General features: G+C 57.2%; 23 protein-coding genes. 9 read left to right on the forward strand and 14 right to left on the reverse strand.

The features are described 5' to 3' along the window. Nucleotides 1-124 precede the first annotated feature (124 nt). Nucleotides 125-1,321, forward strand: coding sequence for a sugar transporter (locus AC27FC_RS04470; protein WP_196354397.1), 1,197 nt, complete (start codon nt 125-127; stop codon nt 1,319-1,321). A 43-nt stretch (nt 1,322-1,364) separates the two neighbouring features. Here AC27FC_RS04470 and AC27FC_RS04475 read toward each other — a convergent pair whose 3' ends face one another. Continuing rightward, nucleotides 1,365-2,030: a MarC family NAAT transporter gene (locus AC27FC_RS04475; protein ID WP_023311775.1), complete on the reverse strand. Its 666-nt coding sequence runs from the start codon at nt 2,028-2,030 to the stop codon at nt 1,365-1,367. Between the two features lie 255 nt (nt 2,031-2,285). Here AC27FC_RS04475 and marR point away from each other — a divergent pair, with 255 nt between their 5' ends. From marR to marB, 3 genes are read left to right on the forward strand one after another with little or no spacing between them, the layout of a single operon-like run. Beyond that, on the forward strand, nt 2,286-2,720 hold the full coding sequence (gene marR / locus AC27FC_RS04480) for a multiple antibiotic resistance transcriptional regulator MarR (RefSeq protein ID WP_008502236.1): 435 nt from the start codon (nt 2,286-2,288) through the stop codon (nt 2,718-2,720). 20 nt (nt 2,721-2,740) lie between these two features. Then, nucleotides 2,741-3,121, forward strand: coding sequence for an MDR efflux pump AcrAB transcriptional activator MarA (gene marA / locus AC27FC_RS04485; RefSeq protein WP_008502237.1), 381 nt, complete (start codon nt 2,741-2,743; stop codon nt 3,119-3,121). A 32-nt stretch (nt 3,122-3,153) separates the two neighbouring features. Beyond that, nucleotides 3,154-3,372 (forward strand): multiple antibiotic resistance protein MarB, encoded by a 219-nt coding sequence (gene marB, locus AC27FC_RS04490; RefSeq protein WP_029741246.1) that lies wholly within the window; start codon nt 3,154-3,156, stop codon nt 3,370-3,372. A 32-nt stretch (nt 3,373-3,404) separates the two neighbouring features. Here marB and eamA read toward each other — a convergent pair whose 3' ends face one another. Beyond that, nucleotides 3,405-4,310: an O-acetylserine/cysteine exporter gene (gene eamA, locus AC27FC_RS04495; protein ID WP_033145532.1), complete on the reverse strand. Its 906-nt coding sequence runs from the start codon at nt 4,308-4,310 to the stop codon at nt 3,405-3,407. A 194-nt stretch (nt 4,311-4,504) separates the two neighbouring features. Between eamA and ydeE the strand changes: the two genes are divergently transcribed. Next, complete coding sequence (gene ydeE / locus AC27FC_RS04500; RefSeq protein WP_047060864.1) at nt 4,505-5,698, forward strand: efflux MFS transporter YdeE; 1,194 nt, start codon at nt 4,505-4,507, stop codon at nt 5,696-5,698. 46 nt (nt 5,699-5,744) lie between these two features. Here ydeE and zinT read toward each other — a convergent pair whose 3' ends face one another. From zinT to AC27FC_RS04540, 8 genes are all read right to left on the reverse strand, one after another. Next, nucleotides 5,745-6,386, reverse strand: a complete 642-nt coding sequence (gene zinT, locus AC27FC_RS04505) for a metal-binding protein ZinT (RefSeq protein WP_196354799.1) — start codon at nt 6,384-6,386, stop codon at nt 5,745-5,747. Between the two features lie 52 nt (nt 6,387-6,438). Beyond that, the gene (gene urtE / locus AC27FC_RS04510; RefSeq protein ID WP_087822571.1) at nt 6,439-7,137 is read right to left on the reverse strand and encodes an urea ABC transporter ATP-binding subunit UrtE; all 699 of its coding nucleotides are present in this window, start codon (nt 7,135-7,137) and stop codon (nt 6,439-6,441) included. A gap of 9 nt (nt 7,138-7,146) precedes the next feature. Further along, complete coding sequence (urtD, locus tag AC27FC_RS04515) at nt 7,147-7,944, reverse strand: urea ABC transporter ATP-binding protein UrtD (RefSeq protein ID WP_196354398.1); 798 nt, start codon at nt 7,942-7,944, stop codon at nt 7,147-7,149. Continuing rightward, the gene (gene urtC / locus AC27FC_RS04520) at nt 7,944-9,017 is read right to left on the reverse strand and encodes an urea ABC transporter permease subunit UrtC (protein WP_047060857.1); all 1,074 of its coding nucleotides are present in this window, start codon (nt 9,015-9,017) and stop codon (nt 7,944-7,946) included. The genes urtD and urtC overlap by 1 nt, the downstream gene beginning before the upstream one ends. Beyond that, complete coding sequence (gene urtB, locus AC27FC_RS04525; protein ID WP_196354399.1) at nt 9,017-10,591, reverse strand: urea ABC transporter permease subunit UrtB; 1,575 nt, start codon at nt 10,589-10,591, stop codon at nt 9,017-9,019. The genes urtC and urtB overlap by 1 nt, the downstream gene beginning before the upstream one ends. 22 nt (nt 10,592-10,613) lie before the next feature. Further along, nucleotides 10,614-11,885 (reverse strand): urea ABC transporter substrate-binding protein, encoded by a 1,272-nt coding sequence (gene urtA / locus AC27FC_RS04530; RefSeq protein ID WP_023311766.1) that lies wholly within the window; start codon nt 11,883-11,885, stop codon nt 10,614-10,616. A gap of 202 nt (nt 11,886-12,087) precedes the next feature. Beyond that, on the reverse strand, nt 12,088-13,191 hold the full coding sequence (locus tag AC27FC_RS04535) for a cobalamin-independent methionine synthase II family protein (RefSeq protein WP_196354400.1): 1,104 nt from the start codon (nt 13,189-13,191) through the stop codon (nt 12,088-12,090). A gap of 157 nt (nt 13,192-13,348) precedes the next feature. Further along, nucleotides 13,349-13,762: a rhodanese-like domain-containing protein gene (locus tag AC27FC_RS04540; RefSeq protein ID WP_196354401.1), complete on the reverse strand. Its 414-nt coding sequence runs from the start codon at nt 13,760-13,762 to the stop codon at nt 13,349-13,351. Nucleotides 13,763-13,835: 73 nt separating this feature from the next. Between AC27FC_RS04540 and ftrA the strand changes: the two genes are divergently transcribed. Both ftrA and AC27FC_RS04550 read left to right on the forward strand, forming a co-directional pair. Next, a complete protein-coding gene (ftrA, locus tag AC27FC_RS04545) occupies nt 13,836-14,843 on the forward strand; it encodes a transcriptional regulator FtrA (protein ID WP_167819207.1) in 1,008 nt (335 codons plus the stop codon). A gap of 505 nt (nt 14,844-15,348) precedes the next feature. After that, a complete protein-coding gene (locus AC27FC_RS04550) occupies nt 15,349-15,885 on the forward strand; it encodes a dihydrofolate reductase family protein (RefSeq protein WP_094935479.1) in 537 nt (178 codons plus the stop codon). A 164-nt stretch (nt 15,886-16,049) separates the two neighbouring features. Here the strand turns inward: AC27FC_RS04550 and AC27FC_RS04555 are convergent, their stop codons facing one another. Continuing rightward, nucleotides 16,050-16,412 (reverse strand): hypothetical protein, encoded by a 363-nt coding sequence (locus tag AC27FC_RS04555; RefSeq protein WP_033145521.1) that lies wholly within the window; start codon nt 16,410-16,412, stop codon nt 16,050-16,052. Nucleotides 16,413-16,657: 245 nt separating this feature from the next. Between AC27FC_RS04555 and AC27FC_RS04560 the strand changes: the two genes are divergently transcribed. After that, a complete protein-coding gene (locus AC27FC_RS04560) occupies nt 16,658-16,888 on the forward strand; it encodes a DUF2554 family protein (protein WP_033145520.1) in 231 nt (76 codons plus the stop codon). Here AC27FC_RS04560 and AC27FC_RS04565 read toward each other — a convergent pair whose 3' ends face one another. Continuing rightward, on the reverse strand, nt 16,889-18,853 hold the full coding sequence (locus AC27FC_RS04565) for a peptidase U32 family protein (RefSeq protein WP_039262504.1): 1,965 nt from the start codon (nt 18,851-18,853) through the stop codon (nt 16,889-16,891). A gap of 80 nt (nt 18,854-18,933) precedes the next feature. Continuing rightward, nucleotides 18,934-19,461, reverse strand: coding sequence for a helix-turn-helix domain-containing protein (locus tag AC27FC_RS04570; RefSeq protein ID WP_094935477.1), 528 nt, complete (start codon nt 19,459-19,461; stop codon nt 18,934-18,936). Between the two features lie 92 nt (nt 19,462-19,553). On the opposite strand from AC27FC_RS04570, the gene AC27FC_RS04575 reads away from it, so the two are divergent. After that, nucleotides 19,554-20,720, forward strand: coding sequence for a benzoate/H(+) symporter BenE family transporter (locus AC27FC_RS04575; RefSeq protein ID WP_094935476.1), 1,167 nt, complete (start codon nt 19,554-19,556; stop codon nt 20,718-20,720). On the opposite strand, the gene AC27FC_RS04580 is transcribed toward AC27FC_RS04575, so the two are convergent. After that, the gene (locus AC27FC_RS04580; protein WP_487159845.1) at nt 20,700-21,572 is read right to left on the reverse strand and encodes a helix-turn-helix transcriptional regulator; all 873 of its coding nucleotides are present in this window, start codon (nt 21,570-21,572) and stop codon (nt 20,700-20,702) included. The genes AC27FC_RS04575 and AC27FC_RS04580 overlap by 21 nt on opposite strands. Nucleotides 21,573-21,635: the final 63 nt, after the last annotated feature.

A 21,635-nucleotide genomic window follows, 5' to 3' on the forward strand; every position in this document is an offset into this window, starting at 1 on the left:
GTTCCCGGCTACCGCTTTCATAAGGTAAATATCGAGATCTGCGTCACATAATGATTGAGTTTTCGCCGTTCGACGTTTTAAGATCGTCTCCTCTTCTTTTCAGCAACGAATCTCCGACATCCCTATGACAACGAACACAGTTTCCCGCAGGGTTGCGTGGCTACGCGTGGTCACGCTGGCCATTGCCGCGTTTATTTTTAACACCACAGAATTTGTTCCGGTTGGGCTGTTGTCTGACATCGCTGAAAGTTTCCAGATGGAAACGGCGCAGGTGGGCATTATGTTGACCATCTACGCCTGGGTTGTGGCGCTGATGTCCTTGCCGTTTATGCTGCTGACCAGCCAGATGGAGCGGCGCAGGCTGCTGATCGGCCTGTTTGTGCTGTTCATCACCAGCCATGTCCTGTCGTTTATGGCGTGGAATTTTACGGTGCTGGTCATTAGCCGCATCGGCATTGCCTTTGCCCATGCGGTGTTCTGGTCGATCACCGCGTCGCTGGCTATTCGACTCGCGCCAGCGGGTAAACGCGCCCAGGCGCTGAGCCTGATTGCCACCGGTACCGCACTGGCGATGGTGCTGGGTCTGCCGATTGGCCGCATCGTAGGGCAATACTTCGGCTGGCGTACGACGTTCTTCGCCATTGGTATGGGCGCGCTGGTTACGCTGGTATGCCTGATTAAGCTGCTGCCCGCGCTGCCGAGCGAACATTCCGGCTCGCTGAAAAGCCTGCCGCTGCTGATGCGTCGCCCGGCGCTGCTGGGTATCTACCTGCTTACCGTCATTGTGGTGACGGCCCATTACACGGCGTACAGCTACATTGAACCCTTTGTGCAGGTGGTGGCGGGCTTTAGCGCCAACTTTGCCACCGTCCTGCTGTTGATCCTCGGCGGAGCGGGCATTATTGGCAGCGTGCTGTTCGGTAAGCTGGGTAACCGGCATGCGTCAACGCTGGTGAGCTGCGCTATCGGTCTGCTGCTGGCCTGCCTGCTGCTGCTGATGCCTGCCGCAGGCAGTGAAAGCCATCTGGCGATCCTCAGCCTGTGCTGGGGCGTGGCGATCATGATTATTGGTCTGGGCATGCAGGTGAAGGTCCTGGCCCTGGCGCCGGATGCAACGGACGTCGCCATGTCGCTGTTCTCAGGGATTTTCAATCTGGGGATTGGCGCGGGCGCGCTGGTGGGAAATCAGGTAATACTGCACGTATCGATGTCGGCGATTGGCTATCTGGGCGCCATTCCGGCCCTGGTGGCGCTGGTCTGGTCAGTGCTCATCTTCCGTAAATGGCCGGTGGCGCTGGAGGAACAGGGTCAGCACGGGTAAGCCTTCTTGCCGGGCGGCGGCTTCGCCTTACCCGGCAATCACATCAATGATAGGTCTTAATAATTTCCAGCACGCCGTTAATAATAAACTGCACGCCCATACAGACCAGCAGGAAGCCCATCAGACGGGAAATCGCCTCGATACCGCCCTTGCCTACCCAGCGCATAATGGCCCCAGAACTGCGCAGCGACGCCCACACGATAACCCCGATAATCGCAAAAATCAGCGGTGGCGCAACCGTCAGCACCCAGTCCGGGAAGGTTGCGCTGTCACGCACCGTTGAGGCGGAGCTGATGATCATCGCGATCGTACCCGGCCCCGCCGTGCTCGGCATGGCAATCGGCACAAAGGCGATATTGGCACTCGGCTCGGTTTCCAGCTCTTCCGATTTGCTGGCCGCTTCCGGCGACTCATGCGCTTTTTGCGCCGGGAACAGCATGCGGAAACCGATAAAGGCCACAATCAGCCCCCCGGCGATACGCAGGCCGGGGATGGAAATCCCGAAGGTGTTCATCACCACCTGTCCGGCGTAGTAAGCCACCATCATGATGGCAAACACATACACCGAGGCCATCATCGACTGATGGTTGCGCTCGGCGCTGTTCATATTCCCTGCCAGCCCGAGGAACAGCGCCACCGTCGTTAACGGGTTAGCCAACGGCAGCAAGACCACCAGCCCAAGGCTGATTGCTTTTATTAAATCCAACATAGTGCGTTGTCGTCCTTATCCATATTTAACACAGCAATTATAGGGTGAAAGTGTGACATTGAGCCATGGGCGCAACGCAACGATTATGTCCATCCTGGAAAGATAACTCACAGTTATCTATATGATTTGAAAGACCTCAAAAAAAGTTCATGAAACGTTTTAGCAATTCGTGGCATCGGCTGACTCATTCAGTTGACTTATACTTGCCTGAGCAATAATATCTGCCGTGACTAACTACTTGCCAGGGCAACCATTGTGAAAAGCACCAGTGATATCTTTAACGACGTTGTTCCGCTGGGTCGTCTTATTCATATGGTAAATCAGAAAAAAGATCGCCTGCTCAACGACTATCTGTCACCGCTGGATATCACCGCAACACAGTTCAAAGTGCTGTGTTCCATTCGCTGCGAAGTGTGTATTACACCGGTTGAGCTTAAAAAGGTGCTCTCTGTCGATCTGGGCGCGTTAACCCGCATGCTGGATCGTCTCGTCTGCAAAGGATGGATAGAACGAAGCCCTAACCCGAATGACAAACGCGGCGTACTGGTGAAGCTGACCAGCGATGGCGCGGCCATGTGCGAGCAATGTCATCAATTAGTAGGACAAACACTGCATCAGGAACTAACAAAAAACTTAACGGCAGATGAAGTGGCAACCCTTGAGCTTCTGCTCAAAAAAATACTGCCGTAAACAGAAAAAGAGGTATGACGATGTCCAGACGCAATACTGACGCTATCACCATTCATAGCATTTTGGACTGGATCGAAGATAACCTGGAATCGCCGCTCTCCCTTGAAAAAGTGTCAGAGCGTTCAGGTTACTCCAAATGGCACCTGCAACGGATGTTCAAAAAAGAGACCGGTCATTCATTAGGTCAATACATTCGCAGCCGCAAGCTGACGGAAATTGCCCAGAAACTGAAAGAAAGCAATGAGCCGATCCTTTATCTGGCGGAGCGTTACGGATTTGAATCGCAACAGACCCTGACGCGTACGTTCAAGAACTATTTTGACGTGCCGCCTCATAAGTACCGAATCACCAGCGTGCCGGGCGAATCCCGATACCTGTATCCGTTAAAACACTGTAGTTAATCATCGCCTGTAAAGACGTAACCGAGGAAATCATGAAAGTTACCGCCTCCGCCGCCCTCGCCTTGCTGGTGCTGTTCTCCAGCCAGACCTTCGCGGAGCAAACCCCTCGTGCAACGCAGCAAAATAATCCTGATACGATGATTTTGCCGTCAGCACATGACCAGTCGCCTTATGATTTCAACCATATGGGTGCTGGTAGCGACAAATCCGACGAATTAGGCGTGCCTTATTATAATCAGCACGGCCTCTGATTCGTTTTTGCCCCGCAGACGCGGGGCTTTTTTTATGCCTTTTCGCTTACCCGCGTCGCCCGACGAACCCGCAGACCAAACACGTTAATGTACAGCCCGGCCATGATCAGCACGGCGCCAAACAGCTGCAGCGCGCTCAGCGTTTCATCCAGCAAGAGTGCCGCACTGGCAAGCCCCACCACCGGCACCAGCAGGGATAACGGCGCCACGCGCCAGGTTTCATAACGCCCCAGCAGCGATCCCCAAATCCCGTAGCCCACAATGGTGGCGACAAAGGCCAGATAGACAAGAGAAAGGATTGTGGTCAGATCGATCTCGACCAGACTGTTCAGCATTACATCCGGACCATCCAGAATAAACGACGCCGCCAGAAACGGGATTATCGGGATCAGAGCGCTCCAGACAACCAGGGACATCACCGCCGGGCGCGCCTCGTGCTGCATAATCAGCTTGTTGAAAATATTCCCGCAGGCCCAGCTCAGCCCCGCCGCCAGCGTCAGCATAAAGCCGAGCAGCGCCACATCCTGGCCGTTCAGGCTGGCTTCAATAAGCACCAGCACGCCAAACACCGCCAGCGTAATGCCCGCCAGCTGTTTGCCCTGTAAACGTTCGCCAAACACGAAGGCGCCGAGAATGATGGTAAAGAACGCCTGCGCCTGCAGCACCAGCGAGGCCAGACCGGCCGGCATCCCGAACTTGATGGCGCAGAAGAGAAACGCGAACTGGCCAAAGCTGATGGTCAGGCCATAGCCCAGCAGCAGCTTTAACGGGATCTTCGGACGGGCGACGAAAAAGAGCGCCGGGAACGCGACCAGCAAAAAACGTAAACCGGCCAGCATCAGCGGCGGCATGTTGTGCAACCCCAGCTTGATGACCACAAAATTGAGCCCCCATACTACGACCACCAGCAACGCCAGCAGTCCGTCTTTACGCGTCATACCCTGCCCCTGAATTATTAATTATTTGTTAACAGTTCAAGGTAACAGAAAAAAGCGCGCGGCGAGAAGATCATTAATTATGGCAGTCAGGCGAAGCACTTACGGATAAATTAGGTGCTATACAAGCCCCTTATGTCATGGTAATCCTGTTAACACACGTCTAAAAAAAGCATAAGCAACTGTCGGGCAGGAATATGAAACCATCTCTCAGGCGCTCAACCGCAGCGCTGCTGGCGTCGTCATTGTTATTAACCATCGGTCGGGGAGCAACGCTGCCGTTCATGACCATTTATCTCACGCGCGTCTACAGCATGAGCGTCGAGAATATTGGTTATGCCCTGACGATTGCGCTGACTATCGGCGTGGTGTTCAGCCTGGGATTTGGCATTCTGGCCGATAAGTTTGATAAAAAGCGCTACATGCTGATTGCGATCGTGGCCTTTATCGCGGGGTTTGTCGCGATCCCGCTGGTCGATAACGTCACGCTGGTGGTGCTGTTCTTTGCGCTGATCAACTGCGCCTATTCCGTCTTTTCGACGGTGCTGAAGGCCTGGTTCTCCGACGTGCTCACCGCAAGCCAGAAAGCGCGCGTTTTCTCGCTTAACTACAGCTTTCTGAACATTGGCTGGACGATCGGGCCGCCGATTGGCACCCTGCTGGTGATGTACAGCCTGCAGCTGCCGTTCTGGCTGGCGGCCTTCTGCGCGGCGCTGCCGCTCGGATTCATCCATTTCTTCGTGCAGAAAAGCGTTGCGCTGGATACCGCCGAGGAGAAGATGCCCTGGCAGCCGTCGGTATTGCTGAAAGACCGCGCGCTGTTCTGGTACACGCTCTCTGGCCTGCTGGCGTCATACGTCGGCGGATCGTTCGCGACCTGTATTTCGCAATACGTTCTGGCCGCGCATGCAGACAGTAATTTCGCCGAAAAGGTGGTCGCCGTGGTATTGCCCGTCAACGCCGCCGTGGTGGTGACGCTGCAATATGCGCTGGGCCGCAAGATCTCGGCCAGCAATATTCGCCCGCTGATGACCCTCGCCACCCTGTTTTTTATCGTGGGACTGGGTGGCTTTATGCTCTCCGGGGAAAACCTGGTCTACTGGGGCATCGCTGCCGCCATTTTTACCCTGGGTGAGATTATCTATGCACCGGGCGAATACATGCTGATCGACAACATTGCCCCGCCCGGGATGAAGGCGAGCTATTTTTCCGCGCAGGCGCTGGGCTGGCTCGGCGCGGCGGCAAACCCGATGATCACCGGTATTATCCTGACCAACCTGCCGCACTGGTCGCTATTTGTCATCATGATGGTCGCCATCGTTATTGCGTGGCTGATGATTTTGCGTGGGATGAGCGTGAAGGCGTGGTGTGAAACGCCCAACGTGGCGTAGCGCTTCCAGGCCGGGTGAGGCGTAGCCGCCACCCGGCAATAAAGCATCAGTGGTGCAGCATTTCCTCTACCACCTGCTCTTTGTACATCTCATTCGGATAATAGGTCGGCCAGTTATCCATCTCTTTCAGCAGCGCCTCGTGGGAGGTGTTGCCCATGAAAATGTGGAAGTGCGAAGAGGCCTTCGGTGCGATGGTGTGGTCGCTGAACTGAACAAACTTCGGTGCCTTGCTGCCGGCATCCTTACACTCAAACAGGTAGCGAACGCCTTTTTTTCCCGATGCGTAGGTCAGTATTTTGTAGCCGCTGTAATCATACTGACAGCGGCTGACCGCTTTGCCCTTATGAAATTCCATCACGTTGTTTTCGATGCCGATAGCATCCACGTCCGTCGCATAGCCCTTGCGGTAGTACGCTTTCACCTCGTCAAAGGTTTTGCTTTTGTCTTTCTGCACTTTCTGTTTAAACACCGGATCCAGCGAACCGTCCAGCAGGAACGGATAGACCGACTGCCAGGTTCCGTCCCAGTCAGACAGCGCTCTGTCCTTCACGTCCTTATCCTCAAACACGCCGTTCGCCGCCCTCTGTTCCGCTTCGGTCATCTGATGGCCGTGCGAGTGAGCAAACAGCTGGCCGCTGACCAGCAGCGCCCCCAGAGTCATGGCAAATTTCCCAAAATGTGCAGCCAACATAACACCCTCATTCCGTTTTATAAGAATGCGGATGTTATATTATAACATTTTAAATCGCAACCAATCCGCGAACGCCCTCCTGCTCCATGTTTTCACCCCGGCCGCGCTGGATAATGGTGCCGCGCGACATCAGCAGATAGCTGTCGGCCAGCTCGGCGGCAAAGTCGTAAAATTGTTCGACCAGCAGGATCGCCATGTCGCCTCGGTTCGCCAGGGTGCGGATCACCTGTCCAATCTCTTTAATCACCGATGGCTGTATGCCTTCGGTCGGCTCATCCAGAATCAACAGCTGCGGACGGCTCGCCAGCGCGCGACCAATCGCCAGCTGCTGCTGCTGTCCACCGGAGAGATCGCCCCCGCGGCGGTGCTTCATCTCTTTAAGCACCGGAAACAGCTGCCAGATCTCATCCGGAACCTGCTTCGCCTCGCGGGCGGAAAAACGCGACAGCCCGAGCAGAAGATTCTCTTCCACGGTCAGGCGCGGGAAAATCTCGCGGCCCTGCGGGACGTACGCCACGCCAGAGTGCACCCGCTGGTGCGGCTTGCTGTGGGTGATTTTTTTACCCTGCCAGATAACCTCTCCGGTTTTCGCCGGGATCAGCCCCATCAGACACTTCAGCAGCGTGGTTTTCCCGACGCCGTTGCGCCCCAGCAGGCAGGTGACTTCTCCGGTGACGGCCTCAAAACTCACGCCGCGCAGGATATGGCTGCCGCCGTAATACTGATTCAGTTCGTTAACCTGTAACATCATCGCTCCTTAGCGCCCCAGATAGACCTCAATCACCTGCTCGTTAGCCTGCACCTCGCGAAGCGAGCCTTCCGCCAGCACGCGTCCCTGATGCAGCACCGTGACGTGGTCGGCGATGGTCTCAACAAAGCCCATATCGTGCTCCACCACCATCAGGGAGTGCTTACCCGCCAGCGCTTTGAACAGCTCGGCGGTGTATTCGGTTTCCGCGTCGGTCATCCCGGCGGCCGGTTCATCCAGCAGCAGCAGGTGCGGGTCCTGAACCAGCAGCATACCGATCTCCAGAAACTGTTTTTGCCCGTGCGAAAGCAGCCCGGCGCGGCGGTCGCGCTCGCTGCTAAGGCGCAGCAAAACCAGCATCTCATCGATGCGGTCGCGCTGTTCACCGTTGAGTTTTGCCCGCAGGCTCGCCCAGACGGATTTATCGGTTTTCATGGCGATCTCCAGGTTTTCCCACACCGTCAGCGCTTCAAAAACCGTGGGCTTCTGGAATTTACGCCCGATCCCCTGGCGGGCAATGGCCGCAGGCTCCAGCGCGGTCAGGTCGATAGACTGATCGTAAATCGCCCTCCCGCTCTTTGGCCGAGTTTTACCTGTGATAACGTCCATCAGCGTGGTTTTACCGGCGCCGTTAGGGCCAATCACGCAGCGCAGCTCGCCCACGCCGATATTCAGCGACAGATCGGTCAGGGCCTGAAACCCGTCAAAATTGACGTTAATGGCCTCAAGCTGCAGCACCGGGTCGGTTTGTTCCCGATAACGATCGCCGGGCAACTGGCGGGTGAATAACCCTTCGGCTGGCTGCATTATTTCTCTCCCTTTCGAAACAGACCGTAGACGCCGCGCGGTAAAAACAGCGTGACGGCGATGAAAATCAGCCCCAGAAACAGCTGCCAGTATTCCGGCATCGCGACGGTGAAGAAGCTCTTGGCGCCGTTCACCAGCGCCGCGCCAATCACCGGACCGACCAGCGTGCCGCGCCCGCCCAGCGCCACCCAGATTGCCGCTTCTATTGAGTTCGTCGGCGACATTTCACCGGGGTTGATAATGCCCACCTGCGGGACGTACAGCGCCCCCGCCAGGCCGCACAGCACGGCGGAGAGCGTCCATACCAGCAGCTTGAACCCGCGCGGATCGTAGCCGCAAAACGTCAGGCGGTTTTCGGCGTCGCGAACGGCGGTCAGGATGCGGCCAAACTTGCTCTTCGCCAGCGCAAATCCGGTGCCTAACGCCAGGAGCAGCAACAGCACGGTCGCCAGAAACAGCGCGATGCGGGTGGTCGTTTCAGTTACCGAAAACCCGAGCAGCGTGGTGAAGCCGGTAAAGCCGTTATTGCCGCCAAAACCGGTTTCGTTGCGAAAGAACAGCAGCATCCCGGCATAGGTCAGCGCCTGGGTCATAATCGAGAAATAGACCCCTTTTATCTTTGAGCGGAAGGCGAACCAGCCGAACACCAGCGCCAGCAGGCCCGGCACCATCACAATCAGCACCAGCGCCCAGGCAAAATGCTGGGTTCCCCACCAGAACCACGGCAGTTCGCTCCAGGAGAGAAACGACATAAACGCGGGAAGACCGTCACCCGCAGCCTGGCGCATCAGGTACATGCCCATCGCGTAGCCGCCCAGAGCGAAGAAGATACCGTGCCCAAGAGAGAGCATCCCGGCGTAGCCCCACACCAGATCCAGCGCCACCGCAACGATGGCATAGCAGAGAATCTTGCCAATCAGCGTCAGCATCCAGGTAGACAGCGCCAGCGGATGCGTCGCAGGCAGTAAGGCGAAAAACGGTAATATCAGCAGACACACCACCAGCAGGCTGCCTGCAAGTTGCGTTGTGCGCGGCGCTTTGCGCGCCAGCGTTAAGGTCAGCGGCTGGCTCATCAGTCAATCACCCTCCCTTTCAGCGCAAACAGCCCCTGAGGGCGTTTTTGAATAAACAGCACGATCGCCACCAGAATCACGATCTTGCCCAGCACCGCCCCCATCTGCGGTTCAAGAATTTTATTGAAAATACCCAGACTAAACGCCGCGGCCACGCTGCCTGCCAGCTGGCCTACGCCACCGAGCACGACCACGAGGAAGGAATCAATAATGTAGCCCTGGCCCAGCTCCGGCCCGACGTTACCGAGCTGCGATAGCGCCACGCCGCCTAACCCCGCAATTCCTGAGCCAAGCCCAAACGCCAGCATATCGACGCGGCCTGTCGGTACCCCGCAGCAGGCGGCCATGCTGCGGTTCTGCGTCACCGCACGCACGTTGAGCCCCAGACGGGTTTTATTCAGAATGAGCCAGGTAAAGAACAGCACCAGCAGCACGAAGCCCAGCACCACAATGCGGTTCCACGGCAGCGTCAGGTTGGCAAAAACCTGCACTCCGCCGGACAGCCATGCCGGGTTGGCCACCTCCAGGTTCTGGGCGCCAAAGGTCATGCGCACCAGCTGGATGAGCATCAGGCTGATCCCCCACGTTGCCAGCAGCGTTTCCAGCGGACGACCGTACAGATGGCGGATCACGGTGCGCTCCAGCACCATCCCGATGCCCGCTGTCAGGCAGAACGCGACCGGAAGCGCGATAACGGGATAGAGCGCCAGCCACTGTGGCGCAAGCCCGGCCATCGCCTGCTGCACCATCCAGGTGGCATACGCCCCCAGCATCAGCATCTCACCGTGCGCCATATTGATGACGCCCAGCAGGCCGTAGGTGATGGCAAGCCCCAGCGCCGCCAGCAGCAGCACCGACCCCAGAGAGAGCCCCATAAACGCCTGGCCCAACAGATCGCCCCACATCAGTCGATGCTGGATCTGGCTCAGGCTCTCCTGCGCGGCGGCGCGCACCCCGGCATCCGGCTCTGTCTGTGCCTGGGTAAACGGGGTAAGTCTGGACTCCACGTCCGGATCGTCTGACTGCCCTAATAACTCGACGGCCTTGCGGCGCACCTCTGCCTGCGGGCTGGCTAGCTGGAGATTCGCCACCGCCAGTAAAAGCGCCTGACGTGCCACCGCGTCCGTTTCATCGTTTACCCGCTTTTCCAGAAAAGCGAGCATTCCGGGCTGGGCATCCCGCTGAAGCTGACGGGCTGCGGCCCGCCTTTCTGTGACACTGTCACTCACCAGCTGATGCGTAGCGATAGCCGTGGCGGCCAGCACGCGCAGCCGGTTGGTCAGACGAACGGCTTTGGCTGCCCCTTCGGTCGACTTAGCGTCACCGAGCGAAACCATTTGACCGTTGCGCTGCGCAAAGGCGTGCTTTTGGCTGTCGGTATAGAGATTTTCTTTTTGCAGTGCCTGCAGCAGCGGCAGCCTCGCGGCGTCCGGCGCTTCGGCCCACTGCGTCAGCAACTCCGCCTGCTGGCTGCGGCTGGCGGCAACAAAACGATCGGCATCCGATGCCTGCGCCATCCCTGGCAGCAGTCCGGAAAGCCATACAAGAGCGATGAACATGCGCATGGCGTTCATGACGTTTCTCCCTGGTGATGGCTTAGTTGCTGGCGGTTTTCATCGGCTGGTCGGGCTTTTTATCGTTACCGGCGATGAACGGGCTCCACGGCTGGGCGCGTACCGGCTGTTCCGTCTGCCACACCACGTTGAACTGACCGTTGCCTTCGATTTCGCCGATCATGACCGGCTTATGCAGATGGTGGTTGGTGGCATCCATGGTGAGCGTAAAGCCTGACGGCGCCTTAAAGGACTGACCGGCCATCGCCGCACGCACTTTATCCACGTCGGTTGTGCCCGCTTTTTCCACCGCCTGCGCCCACATATGGATCCCCACGTAAGTCGCTTCCATCGGGTCGTTGGTCACCACGGTATCGGCATTCGGCAGCTTGTGCGCCTTCGCATAGGCTTTGTAATCCGCCACGAAGGCCTGGTTGGTCGGGTTATCCACGGATTCAAAGTAGTTCCACGCCGCGAGGTTGCCGACCAGCGGTTTGGTGTCGATCCCGCGCAGCTCTTCTTCACCCACGGAGAACGCCACCACCGGCACGTCGGTTGCCTTCAGACCCTGGTTAGCCAGCTCTTTGTAGAACGGAACGTTGGAATCGCCGTTGATGGTCGACACCACGGCGGTTTTGCCGCCCGCGGAGAATTTCTTGATGTTGGCGACGATGGTCTGGTAGTCGCTGTGACCGAACGGGGTATAAACCTCCTCGATGTCCTTATCCTCCACCCCTTTCGAATGCAGGAACGCGCGCAGGATCTTGTTGGTGGTGCGCGGGTAAACATAGTCCGTGCCCAGCAGGAAGAAGCGCTTCGCCGCGCCGCCGTCTTCGCTCATCAGGTATTCCACCGCGGGGATGGCCTGCTGGTTCGGCGCGGCGCCGGTATAGAAGACGTTTGGCGACATCTCTTCGCCTTCATACTGCACCGGATAGAACAGCAGACCGTTCAGCTCCTCGAAGACCGGCAGCACGGATTTGCGCGATACCGACGTCCAGCAGCCGAATACCACCGCCACTTTATCCTGACTTAACAGCTGGCGCGCCTTCTCGGCAAACAGCGGCCAGTTTGAGGCGGGATCCACCACCACCGGCTCCAGTTTTTTACCCAGCACGCCGCCTTTCGCGTTGATCTCGTCGATGGTCATCAGCGCGACGTCTTTCAGCGGCGTTTCGGAGATGGCCATGGTGCCGGAAAGAGAATGCATGATCCCCACTTTGATGGTCTCGGCCGCCTGCACGCCAAAACTCATTCCCATCGCCACGACGGACGCGGATAACGCAAAGGCTTTTAATAAGGTACGACGCTGCATATTTTCACTCCTGAAAAAGAACGCTGTGCGAAAACGTCCGTTACGGCGTGGACGCGGAAAAAAATGTGTCAGCGAAGCAGGAGCAAAAAGGATGCCAGAATGGAGGTAGCGCTATTTCTGGAGGGGGAACGCGGGATGTAAAGAGAACGTCTCAGAATGGCACAGCGCTGCACTTTTATAATGCAGCGCTGTGGAAGAGGCTTTACCAGACTTCGCTGGCGATCTGCGTGACCAGACGGACTTTGTCCCACTGCTGGGATTCGCTCAGGCTGTTGCCCTCTTCGGTAGAGGCAAAGCCGCACTGCGGGCTAAGGCAAATTTGCTCTTTTGCCACGTATTTCGCCGCCTCTTCCAGACGGGCTTTAATCCCCTCCGGGTTCTCCAGCTCGCCGTTTTTCGTGGTGATCAGGCCCAGCACCACCTGCTGCTTGCCCGGGCGAATGAAGCGCAATGGCGCGAAATCCCCGCTGCGGTCGTTGTCGTATTCAAGGAAGAACGCGTCAACGTTGACCGTCCCGAACAGCACTTCCGCCACCGGCTCATAGCCGCCTTCGGAAATCCAGGTTGAACGGAAGTTACCGCGGCAGACGTGCAGCCCGATGGTCAGATCGTCCGGCTTGCCTTCCAGCGCCTTGTTCAGGACGCGGGCATAGATGCGTGCCAGCTCATCGGCATCGTCACCGCGCTCGAGGATCTGACGGCGCTGATCGTCCGAACAGAGATAGCCCCAGACAGTATCGTCCAGCTGCAGGTAACGGCAGCCCGCGTCGTAAAATGCGCGGATGGCGTCGCGCCAGGTGGTCGCCAGATCGTCGAAATAGTCATTCAGATCCGGGTAGACCGTCGCATCGATGTCTTTACGGCCGCCGCGGAAATGGAGCACGCTCGGGCTGGGAATGGTCATCTTCGGCTGAGCATTGCCGCTGATGCTTTTCAGATAGCGGAAATCTTCGAGCATCGGGTGGTCGCCAAAGCCCAGCTTGCCGGTGACGCGCACGCCGTGGGCTTTGGTTTGTACCCCGTTGAACTGGATCCCCTGCTGTGAATCGTAACGCTCAACGCCCTGCAGACCGTCAAAGAAGTCGAAGTGCCACCAGGCACGGCGAAATTCACCGTCGGTGACCACATGCAGGCCACACGCACACTGCTGCTCAACGACGTGGCGAATGGCATCATCCTCTACCGCGCGAAGCTGTCCGGCGTCAATTTCGCCGCTGGCGAACTTCAGGCGAGCCTCTTTGATGGCATCCGGGCGTAAAAAACTGCCGACTACATCGGCGCGGTACGGGGCGTGCTGTCGTTGCATGGAAATCTCCTCAGTCTGCCGGCGATAATTGCCAGCAGTGATAATTCATCACTTGAAGCTTTAGACTTCTGGATGTCTAAATGTCCAAAAAAAGATGTCATACCTGTCCTGTTCCGGCAAACGAGAAAATTTCACGGGTGTTGAAAAAAATTCATCTTCACAGCGCGACGGCGGTTTTGCTGCTGGCAAAGGCAAACTTTTCATCCTCCCAGCCGGTGATCCCCCCGAGCATGATTTTGACCGGCAGCCCGAGGCGCGCCAGCTTCAGCGCGGCTCTGTCCGCGCCGTTACAGTGCGGCCCTGCGCAGTATACGACGAACAGCGTGCCTTCAGGCCATTGGGCCATGCGCTCGGCGGTCATCTGGCTCCGCGGCAGGTGCAGTGCGCCAGGCACGTGACGGCGGGCAAACTGCTCCGGGCTGCCCACCACGTGCAGCAACACGAAGTCCTGCTCATTATTGGCGATGGCGTGATGCACATCCGCGCAGTCGGTTTCAACACTCAGGCGGCGCAGAAAATGGGTAACGGCTTCCTGCGGCTCGGCAGCCGGAAATTCAGTAACATAGCTCATGATCCTTCCTCATCTTTGGCGTTTGTGTTAACACTACTCTATCCACAAATTCAGCCCGTGAATGCGTTCGCTTATGCCAGAAAACAGCAAAAAGATGACAAACTTAAGACAAATTGCCCGCCCGCAGGTAGTCGTGCTGGCGTATGACGGTCTGTGTACCTTTGAGTTTGGCGTAGCGGTGGAGATCTTCGGCCTGCCGCGTCCCGAGCTTGGCGATGAATGGTATCGTTTTGCGGTGGCGAGCGTGGACAGCGGTGAACTTCGGGCAACTGGCGGGATCCGCATCGTTACCGATGGTGATTTAAGCCTGCTTGCGTCTGCGGACCTGATTGTGGTTCCCGGCTGGCGGGGGCTGGATTCACCGGTTCCGGACGCGCTCTGCGAGGCACTACGCCAGGCCAGCGCGCGAGGATGCCGGCTGCTCTCCATCTGTTCGGGGGTGTTTGTGCTGGCCGCTACGGGGCTGCTGAACGGCCGCAAAGCCACAACCCACTGGCGCTACATTGACGCGCTTAAAGCCCGCTACCCTGACATCGACGTGGTTGAGGATGTGCTCTACCAGGACGAAGGCGATATTCTGACGTCTGCGGGCAGCGCGGCGGGAATCGATCTCTGTCTGCACGTTGTGCGGCGGGATTATGGCATGGAAACCGCCAACAGCGTGGCGCGTCGGCTGGTCATTCCCCCTCACCGGGATGGTTCACAGCCACAACAGCTGAGCCGCCCGGTAGCCCAGCTGCGGGAAAGCCAGCGTCTCGGCCAGCTGTTTGACTTTCTGCACACGCATCTTATCGAGGCGCACAGCGTCGACTCCCTGGCGCGTCGGGTCGGAATGAGCCAGCGCACCTTCCTTCGTCGCTTCGAGGCGGCAACGGGGACGACGCCCGCACGCTGGTTAATCAATGAACGCCTGCTGAGAGCAAAAGATTATCTGGAAAGCAGCCGGTTGAGCATCGACAGCATCGCTGAACAGACCGGGTTTGGTCAGGCGTCGACACTGCGTCATCATTTTCGCCAGCAGTTCGCGCTTTCCCCGGCTCAGTATCGCAAACAATTTTCACGTCCGGGTACTGCCCGCTAACGGTTGAGGGTTCCCCACAAAATAATGCCTGCACGGACGCCCCCTCTCCCTTGAGGGAGAGGGCTGGGGTGAGGGGGAACATACGGCTCTGGTGGTCATTCCGTTCACTTTATGTTCCTTGCTATTCTTTAACGACATAACCTGTGAACGTGCCAGGGTGGCTCAATCGCCACCACCCTGGCGACCCGGGCTCCCGGCGGTAAATCGCCGCTTCGCGGTGCCCTCAGCTTATTCCTTCAGGCTATCGGGTCGGGCATGAGCCTGCATCCCTGCAGGCCACGCCCTCTCGGCGCATCCCTGCAGGCCACGCCCTCTCGGCGCATCCCTGCGCCTCGCCCCGGCCTTATGGAAACGCTTCGGCGATTTACAGCCGGACCAGGGCATCGCTGTAAGTCTGTCATTATTCTGAAGACAGTCTTATTGCTTCAGAATACACGTTTACAAAGGGGCCCCTCTCCGCTAAGAGGAAGATTCATTTTTTAATTTTCGTAATACGGAGCACCTGATGGTCACCACACACGTTTTTATCGCGGTCAGTCTTGATGGTTACATCGCCCGACAGAATGACGATATCGACTGGCTGCTGCAGCGCGACGACCCAACGGAAGATCATGGCTATGAGGCATTCATCGCGGACAAAGAGTGGATCGTGATGGGCCGGGGTAGCTATGAGAAAGTACTGACCTTTGACGCATGGCCTTATGAACGGCCCGTGCTGGTACTCTCCCGACAGCTGGCCGGTACGCCCGTACCTGTGGCGCTAAAGGGAAAAGTGCAGTTTTCATCCCGGACGCCAAAGGAGGTGCTGGACGATCTCGCTGCGCAGAACGTTCATCGGGTCTATCTCGATGGCGGACAGGTGATCCAGTCATTCCTGCGCGAAGGGCTGGTGGCCGATATGGTGATCACGACCGTTCCTGTCCTGCTCGGAGCGGGAAAACCGCTTTTCGGAACCCTTCCTCAAGATATCGATTTAATTCTGGTATCCAGCCGCAGTTTCCCTTCGGGTCTGGTGCAGTCACATTATCGACTGATGCCATAACCCTATCGCGACGGCCTGCGCAAAAAAAAACCGCCAATAACTGGCGGTAAATGCTTGCATGGATAGATTTGTGTTTTGGTCTCTACGTCCCGACACTCCGTGGCCGGGCTGCGGATCCCTTACAACCTAACACCTGTTGTCTTAACGAACGCTAAACAACCTTATTAACCTGCATGAGTATTGATCTGCAAATAACGCATAAGCCCCTGCTCAGCGCTCTGTTTTGCGTCGTCATTAAGGGCTTCAAGATAAAAGGAACGGGCGACACCATAAGGTGCTTTTTCAGAGGGATACACCGCAAACTGGAATGTTTTTCCTCTTGCCTGATGAGTACAATCTAATTCCCAGCGCCGATCGTTTATTTTTTTGCTGGAGCAGGCAACGCCACCATAATCGCTGGTTAAATAGGAACCCACGCGAATTTCCGCAGAACGAATATATTCTGGTTCGTCATTACCTGCATAACGAATCCCCGCAGCGGCCACAACAGCAACCGCCAGAAGCGCAAGCGCTATTATTTTTTTCATTTAGAAATGACCTGTTCCTTAGCCAGAGACTTACTATTATATAAGGTTTATCCTTAATGCAAATATCTAATTGAGGTCCAGAAATGGTACTTTACAAAGCGTCATGGTTTTTTTAGGAAATATCTTAACCGTAATTCCGAACCCACATTATTTGACATTTTCTTTTCGCTAATTTTAATTTTTGAATAATAACCCTAAAAAATAATCGACATGATTATCCCGCATTCTTTTTCAGCGGTGAATCCATGATTAAAAAAGGGTTATCTTTCGTCATGCTTATCTGTGCGCTGTTTTCCGGCCAGCTTATGGCCGGGCACAAAGGACACGAATATTTATTGGTCAAGAATGTGGCGCATCAGCTTCGTCATGAAGCCGACAGCGATGAGTTGCGAAGCGCTGCGGAAGAGTCGGCGGAGGGTTTGCGCGAGCACCACCTGTGGCAGAAGTCGCGCAAACCGGACACGCACGTTCGGTAATTAGCTGCCCTTGCGTTTCGGCAGCGTTTTCATCAGATCGTCCGGACTGACGGACGCCACGATACTGCCGGGCTGCGGCATTTTGAAGATGTGGTTTTTCATCTTACCAATCACATGCATTTCGCAAGGACGGCAGTCGAACTTGAGGGTCAGAACCTCATCGCCGTTTACCAGCTGCATGGGGGTGGCCTTCCAGCTCTTAATGTTCCCTTTCGCCTGCTTAGGACACAGGTTAAACGCAAAGCGCAGGCAGTGCTTGGTGATCATCACCGGCACATCGCCCTTCTCTTCATGCGCTTCATAGGCTGCGTCGATCAGCTGCACGCCGTGGCGATGATAGAATTCACGCGCTTTATGGTTGTAGACGTTGGCGAGGAAGGATAAATGGGTGTCCGGGTAGACTGGCGCAGGTACGGTTTCCGCTTTACGGCTTCCGCGCGGATACTGCGCCAGGCGCGCGGCATCCAGCATCTCTGCCGTTTCGCGGCGGAACTGGTTAAGCAGGCTGTTCGGCACGAACAGCGCGTCCGGCAGAGCCACGTCGATCGCGCGCGCGTAGTAGATCGTCTGGCCCAGCTTCGCCACGCCATCCTTCAGGCTGTTAAGCGCTTTTTCGGCATTGTTTGCCACCTCGAAATGACCATCGAGCGTATGCGTCACGCTGATGCCGTCTTCACAAGTCATGGTCAGAATCAGCTGCTCTTCCCAGCCGCCCAGCTCAATATCCACGGCGATACGGCGTTCGCTGGAGGTTTTCAGCAGCGCCTGCTGCCAGTTATGATCGAGATTACGGTTAAGCGCCGCGTTCGGCCGCGCCTTGTAGAGATCGGCGGGCATTTCATTCGGCCAGACGCGGTAGCGGTTCTCGCCGGTTTTCTCGACCGTATTGGCACGGAAGCCTACGACCTCACGCTTAATCATCACGTTAAGGCCATCTCCGTTCGCCAGCGGTTCCGTCACTTCAACATCAAGGTGATCCTTCGCCACTTTCAGCACTTCGCCCACCGGTAAACCGATAAACTTCGGTGAGTCAAACGCGCCGATATCCCCTTTACGGGCATTCACAAAATAGTCCGTGCTGCCGCGGTGGAACGTTTTGTCCGTCGACGGAATAAAGAAATGTTCGGTGCGCCCGGCCGACGCGCGCGCCAGGTCGCCGCGATCTTCGATGATGGCGTCCAGCATCTGGCGATAGTGCGCGGTGATGTTCTTCACGTAGCTCATATCTTTGTAGCGCCCTTCAATCTTGAAGGAACGCACGCCCGCGTCGATCAGCGCGCCCAGGTTGGCCGTCTGATCGTTATCCTTCATGGAGAGCAGGTGTTTTTCGAACGCCACGACGCGGCCCCGATCGTCTTTCAGGGTATATGGCAGGCGGCAGGCCTGAGAACAGTCGCCGCGGTTGGCGCTGCGGCCCGTCTGCGCGTGGGAAATATTGCACTGACCGGAGTAAGCCACGCACAGCGCGCCGTGGATAAAGAATTCGATCGTCGCGTCTGTCGCCTGGTGAATATCGCGGATCTGATTCAGGTTCAGCTCGCGCGCCAGAACGATCTGCGAAAAGCCGACGTCGGAGAGAAACTTCGCCTTCTCGACCGTGCGGATATCGCACTGGGTACTGGCATGCAGTTCAATGGGCGGAATATCCAGCTCAAGCACGCCCATATCCTGGACGATCAGGGCATCAATGCCGGCCTGGTAGAGATCGGTAATCAGACGTTGCGCAGGCTCCAGCTCATCATCATGAAGAATGGTGTTCAGGGTCACGAACACTTTCGCCCCGAAGCGGTGGGCGAACGGCACCAGTTCAGCAATATCGCTCAGGCTGTTGCTGGCGTTATGGCGGGCACCGAAGCCCGGGCCGCCAATGTAGACGGCATCAGCGCCGTGAAGGATCGCTTCACGGGCAATGGCGGCGTCGCGGGCCGGGCTTAAAAGTTCAAGATGATGGGATTGCAGGCGCATACTTCGTCGTTATCCGTTATGGTCAAAATGGCGGCTATTGTAGTCAGAAGTATGCGTCAGCGAAACAGTTTTGCGTAGCGTCAGCGGGGATAATGAATCAGAGAGTGAAAATGCACCGTCCGGTCGCTGCTGTTGCGGTAGGCGTGCGGTTTATCGCCGGCGAAACGGACGCCCGAATCGGCAGAAATCGTCTGCCACGTGCCCTCAATCTTCATATCCAGCTCGCCGCTGACCACCACCACATGTTCAATCACCCCGGCCTCATGCGGCGTGGATTCACTCAGCGCGCCGGGTGCCAGCGTGATGGAGAAATAATCAAACCCGAGCGTCTCGTCCCACGGAAAAAGCGGTTTGACCACCATCGCCTGCTGCTGCGGGTCAAACACCGCATGCCGGTCCGCCTCTGCCGTGATGAACGCGGAAAACGGCACGTTCAGCCCGGTGGCAATTTTCCACAGCGTCGACACCGTCGGGCTGGATTCATTGCGCTCGATTTGCCCCAGCATCGCTTTTGACACGCCGGTCTCGTCCGCGAGCTTCGATAAACTCCAGCCGCGCGTCTGGCGCAGCGTTTTCAGCGTTGTTGCAAGGTGTAGTGTGATGTCCATAGTCCCTCCTGATGGCGATCAGCATACCACTTGTACGCTATAGCGCACAGTGTTACCTTATATCGGACGTTATAACGCACAACGGAGTTTTCATGCGCCCTTCCTCTCACCTTGTTCCAGTCGCCCTGGCTGGTTTTGTCGCCGTGCTGGTCGGTTACGCCAGCTCGGCCGCCATCATCTGGCAGGCCGCCGCGGCGGCTGGTGCCAGCGCACAGCAGATCGCAGGCTGGATGACCGCGCTGGGGATTGGGATGGGCGTCAGCACGCTGGCGCTTTCCTGGTGGTACAAAGCGCCGGTGCTGACCGCCTGGTCAACGCCCGGCGCGGCGCTGCTCGCCACCAGCCTGCACGGCGTAACGCTGCCGGAAACGATCGGCGTGTTCATCTTTGCTAACGCGCTCATTTTACTTTGCGGCATCACCGGGCTCTTCGCCCGTCTGATGAGGCTGATCCCCCATTCGCTTGCTGCCGCCATGCTGGCAGGCGTGTTGCTGCAGTTTGGCCTGCACGCATTTGCGCATCTTGAGGGTCACTTTCTGCTGTGCGGCAGCATGATTGCGGCGTGGCTGATCGCAAAAGCGCTGGCACCGCGCTACGCCATCGTGGTCACGCTGCTGGTCGGCGGTATCGTGGCATGGGCGGGCGGTGACGTTGTCACTGATAAGCTTACGCTCTCGCTTGTGATGCCTGAATTTATCGCCCCCACGTTCACCTTCACCAGCCTGGTGAGTATTGGCGTGCCCTTCTTCCTGGTAACCATGGCCTCACAAAACGCGCCGGGGTTCGCCACGATGAAAGCCTCCGGTTACCCGCTGGCGGTCTCGCCGCTTATCATCTTTACGGGAGCGCTGGCGCTGCTGTTTTCCCCTTTTGGTGTCTTTTCTATCTGTATCGCGGCCATTACTGCCGCCATTTGTCAAAGCCCGGATGCGCATCCGGATGCCGGTAAACGCTGGCTGGCGGCCACCGCAGCCGGAGGATTTTATCTGCTGGCGGGGATTTTCGGCGGCTCGATTACCGGGCTGATGGCCGCTCTGCCGCTCAGCTGGATCCAGACGCTCGCAGGTCTGGCGCTGCTGGGAACTATCAGCGGGAGTTTATATCAGGCACTGAGCCACGAGGCGGAGCGCGACGCGGCCATCGTCACATTTCTGATGACCGCAAGCGGCGTGACAATCCTGGGCATCGGTTCGGCATTCTGGGGGCTGGTGCTGGGCGGCGTGTGCTATGCCCTGTTTTCACGCGCTCGCCGCGCGTAGCTGCGAAGGCGTCATGCCCGTCGCGCTGCGAAAGCGGTTGCTGAAGTGGCTGGCGGAGTTAAACCCGCAGGCAAGGGCGATGTCCGTTAGCGGCGTCGCCGTGTTCTGCACAAGGGCCTTCGCTTTTTCCATTCGCCTCTGCATCACGTACTGATGCGGCGCCAGCCCCGTCGACTGGCGGAACATGCGGGCAAAATGGTATTCGCTGAGGGCGGCCTGCGCCGCCAGTTCAGCCAGCGTCAGGGGTTGCCCGAGGTTCTCTTCGATAAAGGCCAGCACGTTACGCAGTACGAATGGCGATAGCCCGCCGGTGACGACCGGCAGCTTCCACTGAACGTTAGAGTAGTTTTGCAGCAGATGGGTCAGGAGCAGCGTAGAGGCCGTGCTCAGGGTGAGCTGGTTAGCGTGCTGCTGCCAGTCGCAGTCGAGCAAAAACTGGCGATACAGCGCGGTGATTTTCGGATCGCTACCAAAAATGCGCTCGTCGAGCGTCAGCGAAAGCGGGCGCTTGTCCCAGATCTTTTCCCCCACGTCGCGCAGGTGTTCATCGGTGCAGTAGAGATGCACAAACGACAGGTCATCACGGATATCCCACGTCGATTCGCTCTCTTTTGGCATCAAGCAGAAACGGTCCGGCCCCCCGCCGTTCTTCCAGCCGCCCGGCGTTTTTTGGTAGCTTTCGTAGCCGTCCGCCACGTACAGGCTCAGGGTATGGTGGTTACTTTTTACCGTTATCGTATCGTGCTTGTTGTACCACGCTGCCAGCTGAATGCCCGAATTCAGCGAGACGGTTTCCCGCAGGACCGCATTCTGTTGGCAAAGCGTTTCAAAGGTATCGTAAGCGTGAGACATGACCGTAAGCGCGTGATTGACTGGAATATCAGTCTAAGAAGAGTTGTCTCCCGTTGCCAGCCC

The organism is Enterobacter sp. C3_dUdeg, assembly GCF_057536195.1.

What these genes read in the sequence shown, in the direction of transcription:
- ftrA (WP_167819207.1), top strand. Translation starts at nt 13,836, where the DNA reads ATGCCAGAAAACAGCAAAAAGATGACAAACTTAAGACAAATTGCCCGC.
- urtE (WP_087822571.1), bottom strand. Translation starts at nt 7,137, where the DNA reads ATGTTACAGGTTAACGAACTGAATCAGTATTACGGCGGCAGCCATATC.
- urtC (WP_047060857.1), bottom strand. Translation starts at nt 9,017, where the DNA reads ATGAGCCAGCCGCTGACCTTAACGCTGGCGCGCAAAGCGCCGCGCACA.
- AC27FC_RS04565 (WP_039262504.1), bottom strand. Translation starts at nt 18,853, where the DNA reads ATGCGCCTGCAATCCCATCATCTTGAACTTTTAAGCCCGGCCCGCGAC.
- AC27FC_RS04575 (WP_094935476.1), top strand. Translation starts at nt 19,554, where the DNA reads ATGCGCCCTTCCTCTCACCTTGTTCCAGTCGCCCTGGCTGGTTTTGTC.
- AC27FC_RS04535 (WP_196354400.1), bottom strand. Translation starts at nt 13,191, where the DNA reads ATGCAACGACAGCACGCCCCGTACCGCGCCGATGTAGTCGGCAGTTTT.
- AC27FC_RS04475 (WP_023311775.1), bottom strand. Translation starts at nt 2,030, where the DNA reads ATGTTGGATTTAATAAAAGCAATCAGCCTTGGGCTGGTGGTCTTGCTG.
- ydeE (WP_047060864.1), top strand. Translation starts at nt 4,505, where the DNA reads ATGAAACCATCTCTCAGGCGCTCAACCGCAGCGCTGCTGGCGTCGTCA.
- AC27FC_RS04570 (WP_094935477.1), bottom strand. Translation starts at nt 19,461, where the DNA reads ATGGACATCACACTACACCTTGCAACAACGCTGAAAACGCTGCGCCAG.
- marB (WP_029741246.1), top strand. Translation starts at nt 3,154, where the DNA reads ATGAAAGTTACCGCCTCCGCCGCCCTCGCCTTGCTGGTGCTGTTCTCC.
- AC27FC_RS04560 (WP_033145520.1), top strand. Translation starts at nt 16,658, where the DNA reads ATGATTAAAAAAGGGTTATCTTTCGTCATGCTTATCTGTGCGCTGTTT.
- urtA (WP_023311766.1), bottom strand. Translation starts at nt 11,885, where the DNA reads ATGCAGCGTCGTACCTTATTAAAAGCCTTTGCGTTATCCGCGTCCGTC.
- marA (WP_008502237.1), top strand. Translation starts at nt 2,741, where the DNA reads ATGTCCAGACGCAATACTGACGCTATCACCATTCATAGCATTTTGGAC.
- eamA (WP_033145532.1), bottom strand. Translation starts at nt 4,310, where the DNA reads ATGACGCGTAAAGACGGACTGCTGGCGTTGCTGGTGGTCGTAGTATGG.
- AC27FC_RS04580 (WP_487159845.1), bottom strand. Translation starts at nt 21,572, where the DNA reads ATGTCTCACGCTTACGATACCTTTGAAACGCTTTGCCAACAGAATGCG.
- AC27FC_RS04550 (WP_094935479.1), top strand. Translation starts at nt 15,349, where the DNA reads ATGGTCACCACACACGTTTTTATCGCGGTCAGTCTTGATGGTTACATC.
- AC27FC_RS04555 (WP_033145521.1), bottom strand. Translation starts at nt 16,412, where the DNA reads ATGAAAAAAATAATAGCGCTTGCGCTTCTGGCGGTTGCTGTTGTGGCC.
- urtB (WP_196354399.1), bottom strand. Translation starts at nt 10,591, where the DNA reads ATGAACGCCATGCGCATGTTCATCGCTCTTGTATGGCTTTCCGGACTG.
- AC27FC_RS04470 (WP_196354397.1), top strand. Translation starts at nt 125, where the DNA reads ATGACAACGAACACAGTTTCCCGCAGGGTTGCGTGGCTACGCGTGGTC.
- AC27FC_RS04540 (WP_196354401.1), bottom strand. Translation starts at nt 13,762, where the DNA reads ATGAGCTATGTTACTGAATTTCCGGCTGCCGAGCCGCAGGAAGCCGTT.
- urtD (WP_196354398.1), bottom strand. Translation starts at nt 7,944, where the DNA reads ATGCAGCCAGCCGAAGGGTTATTCACCCGCCAGTTGCCCGGCGATCGT.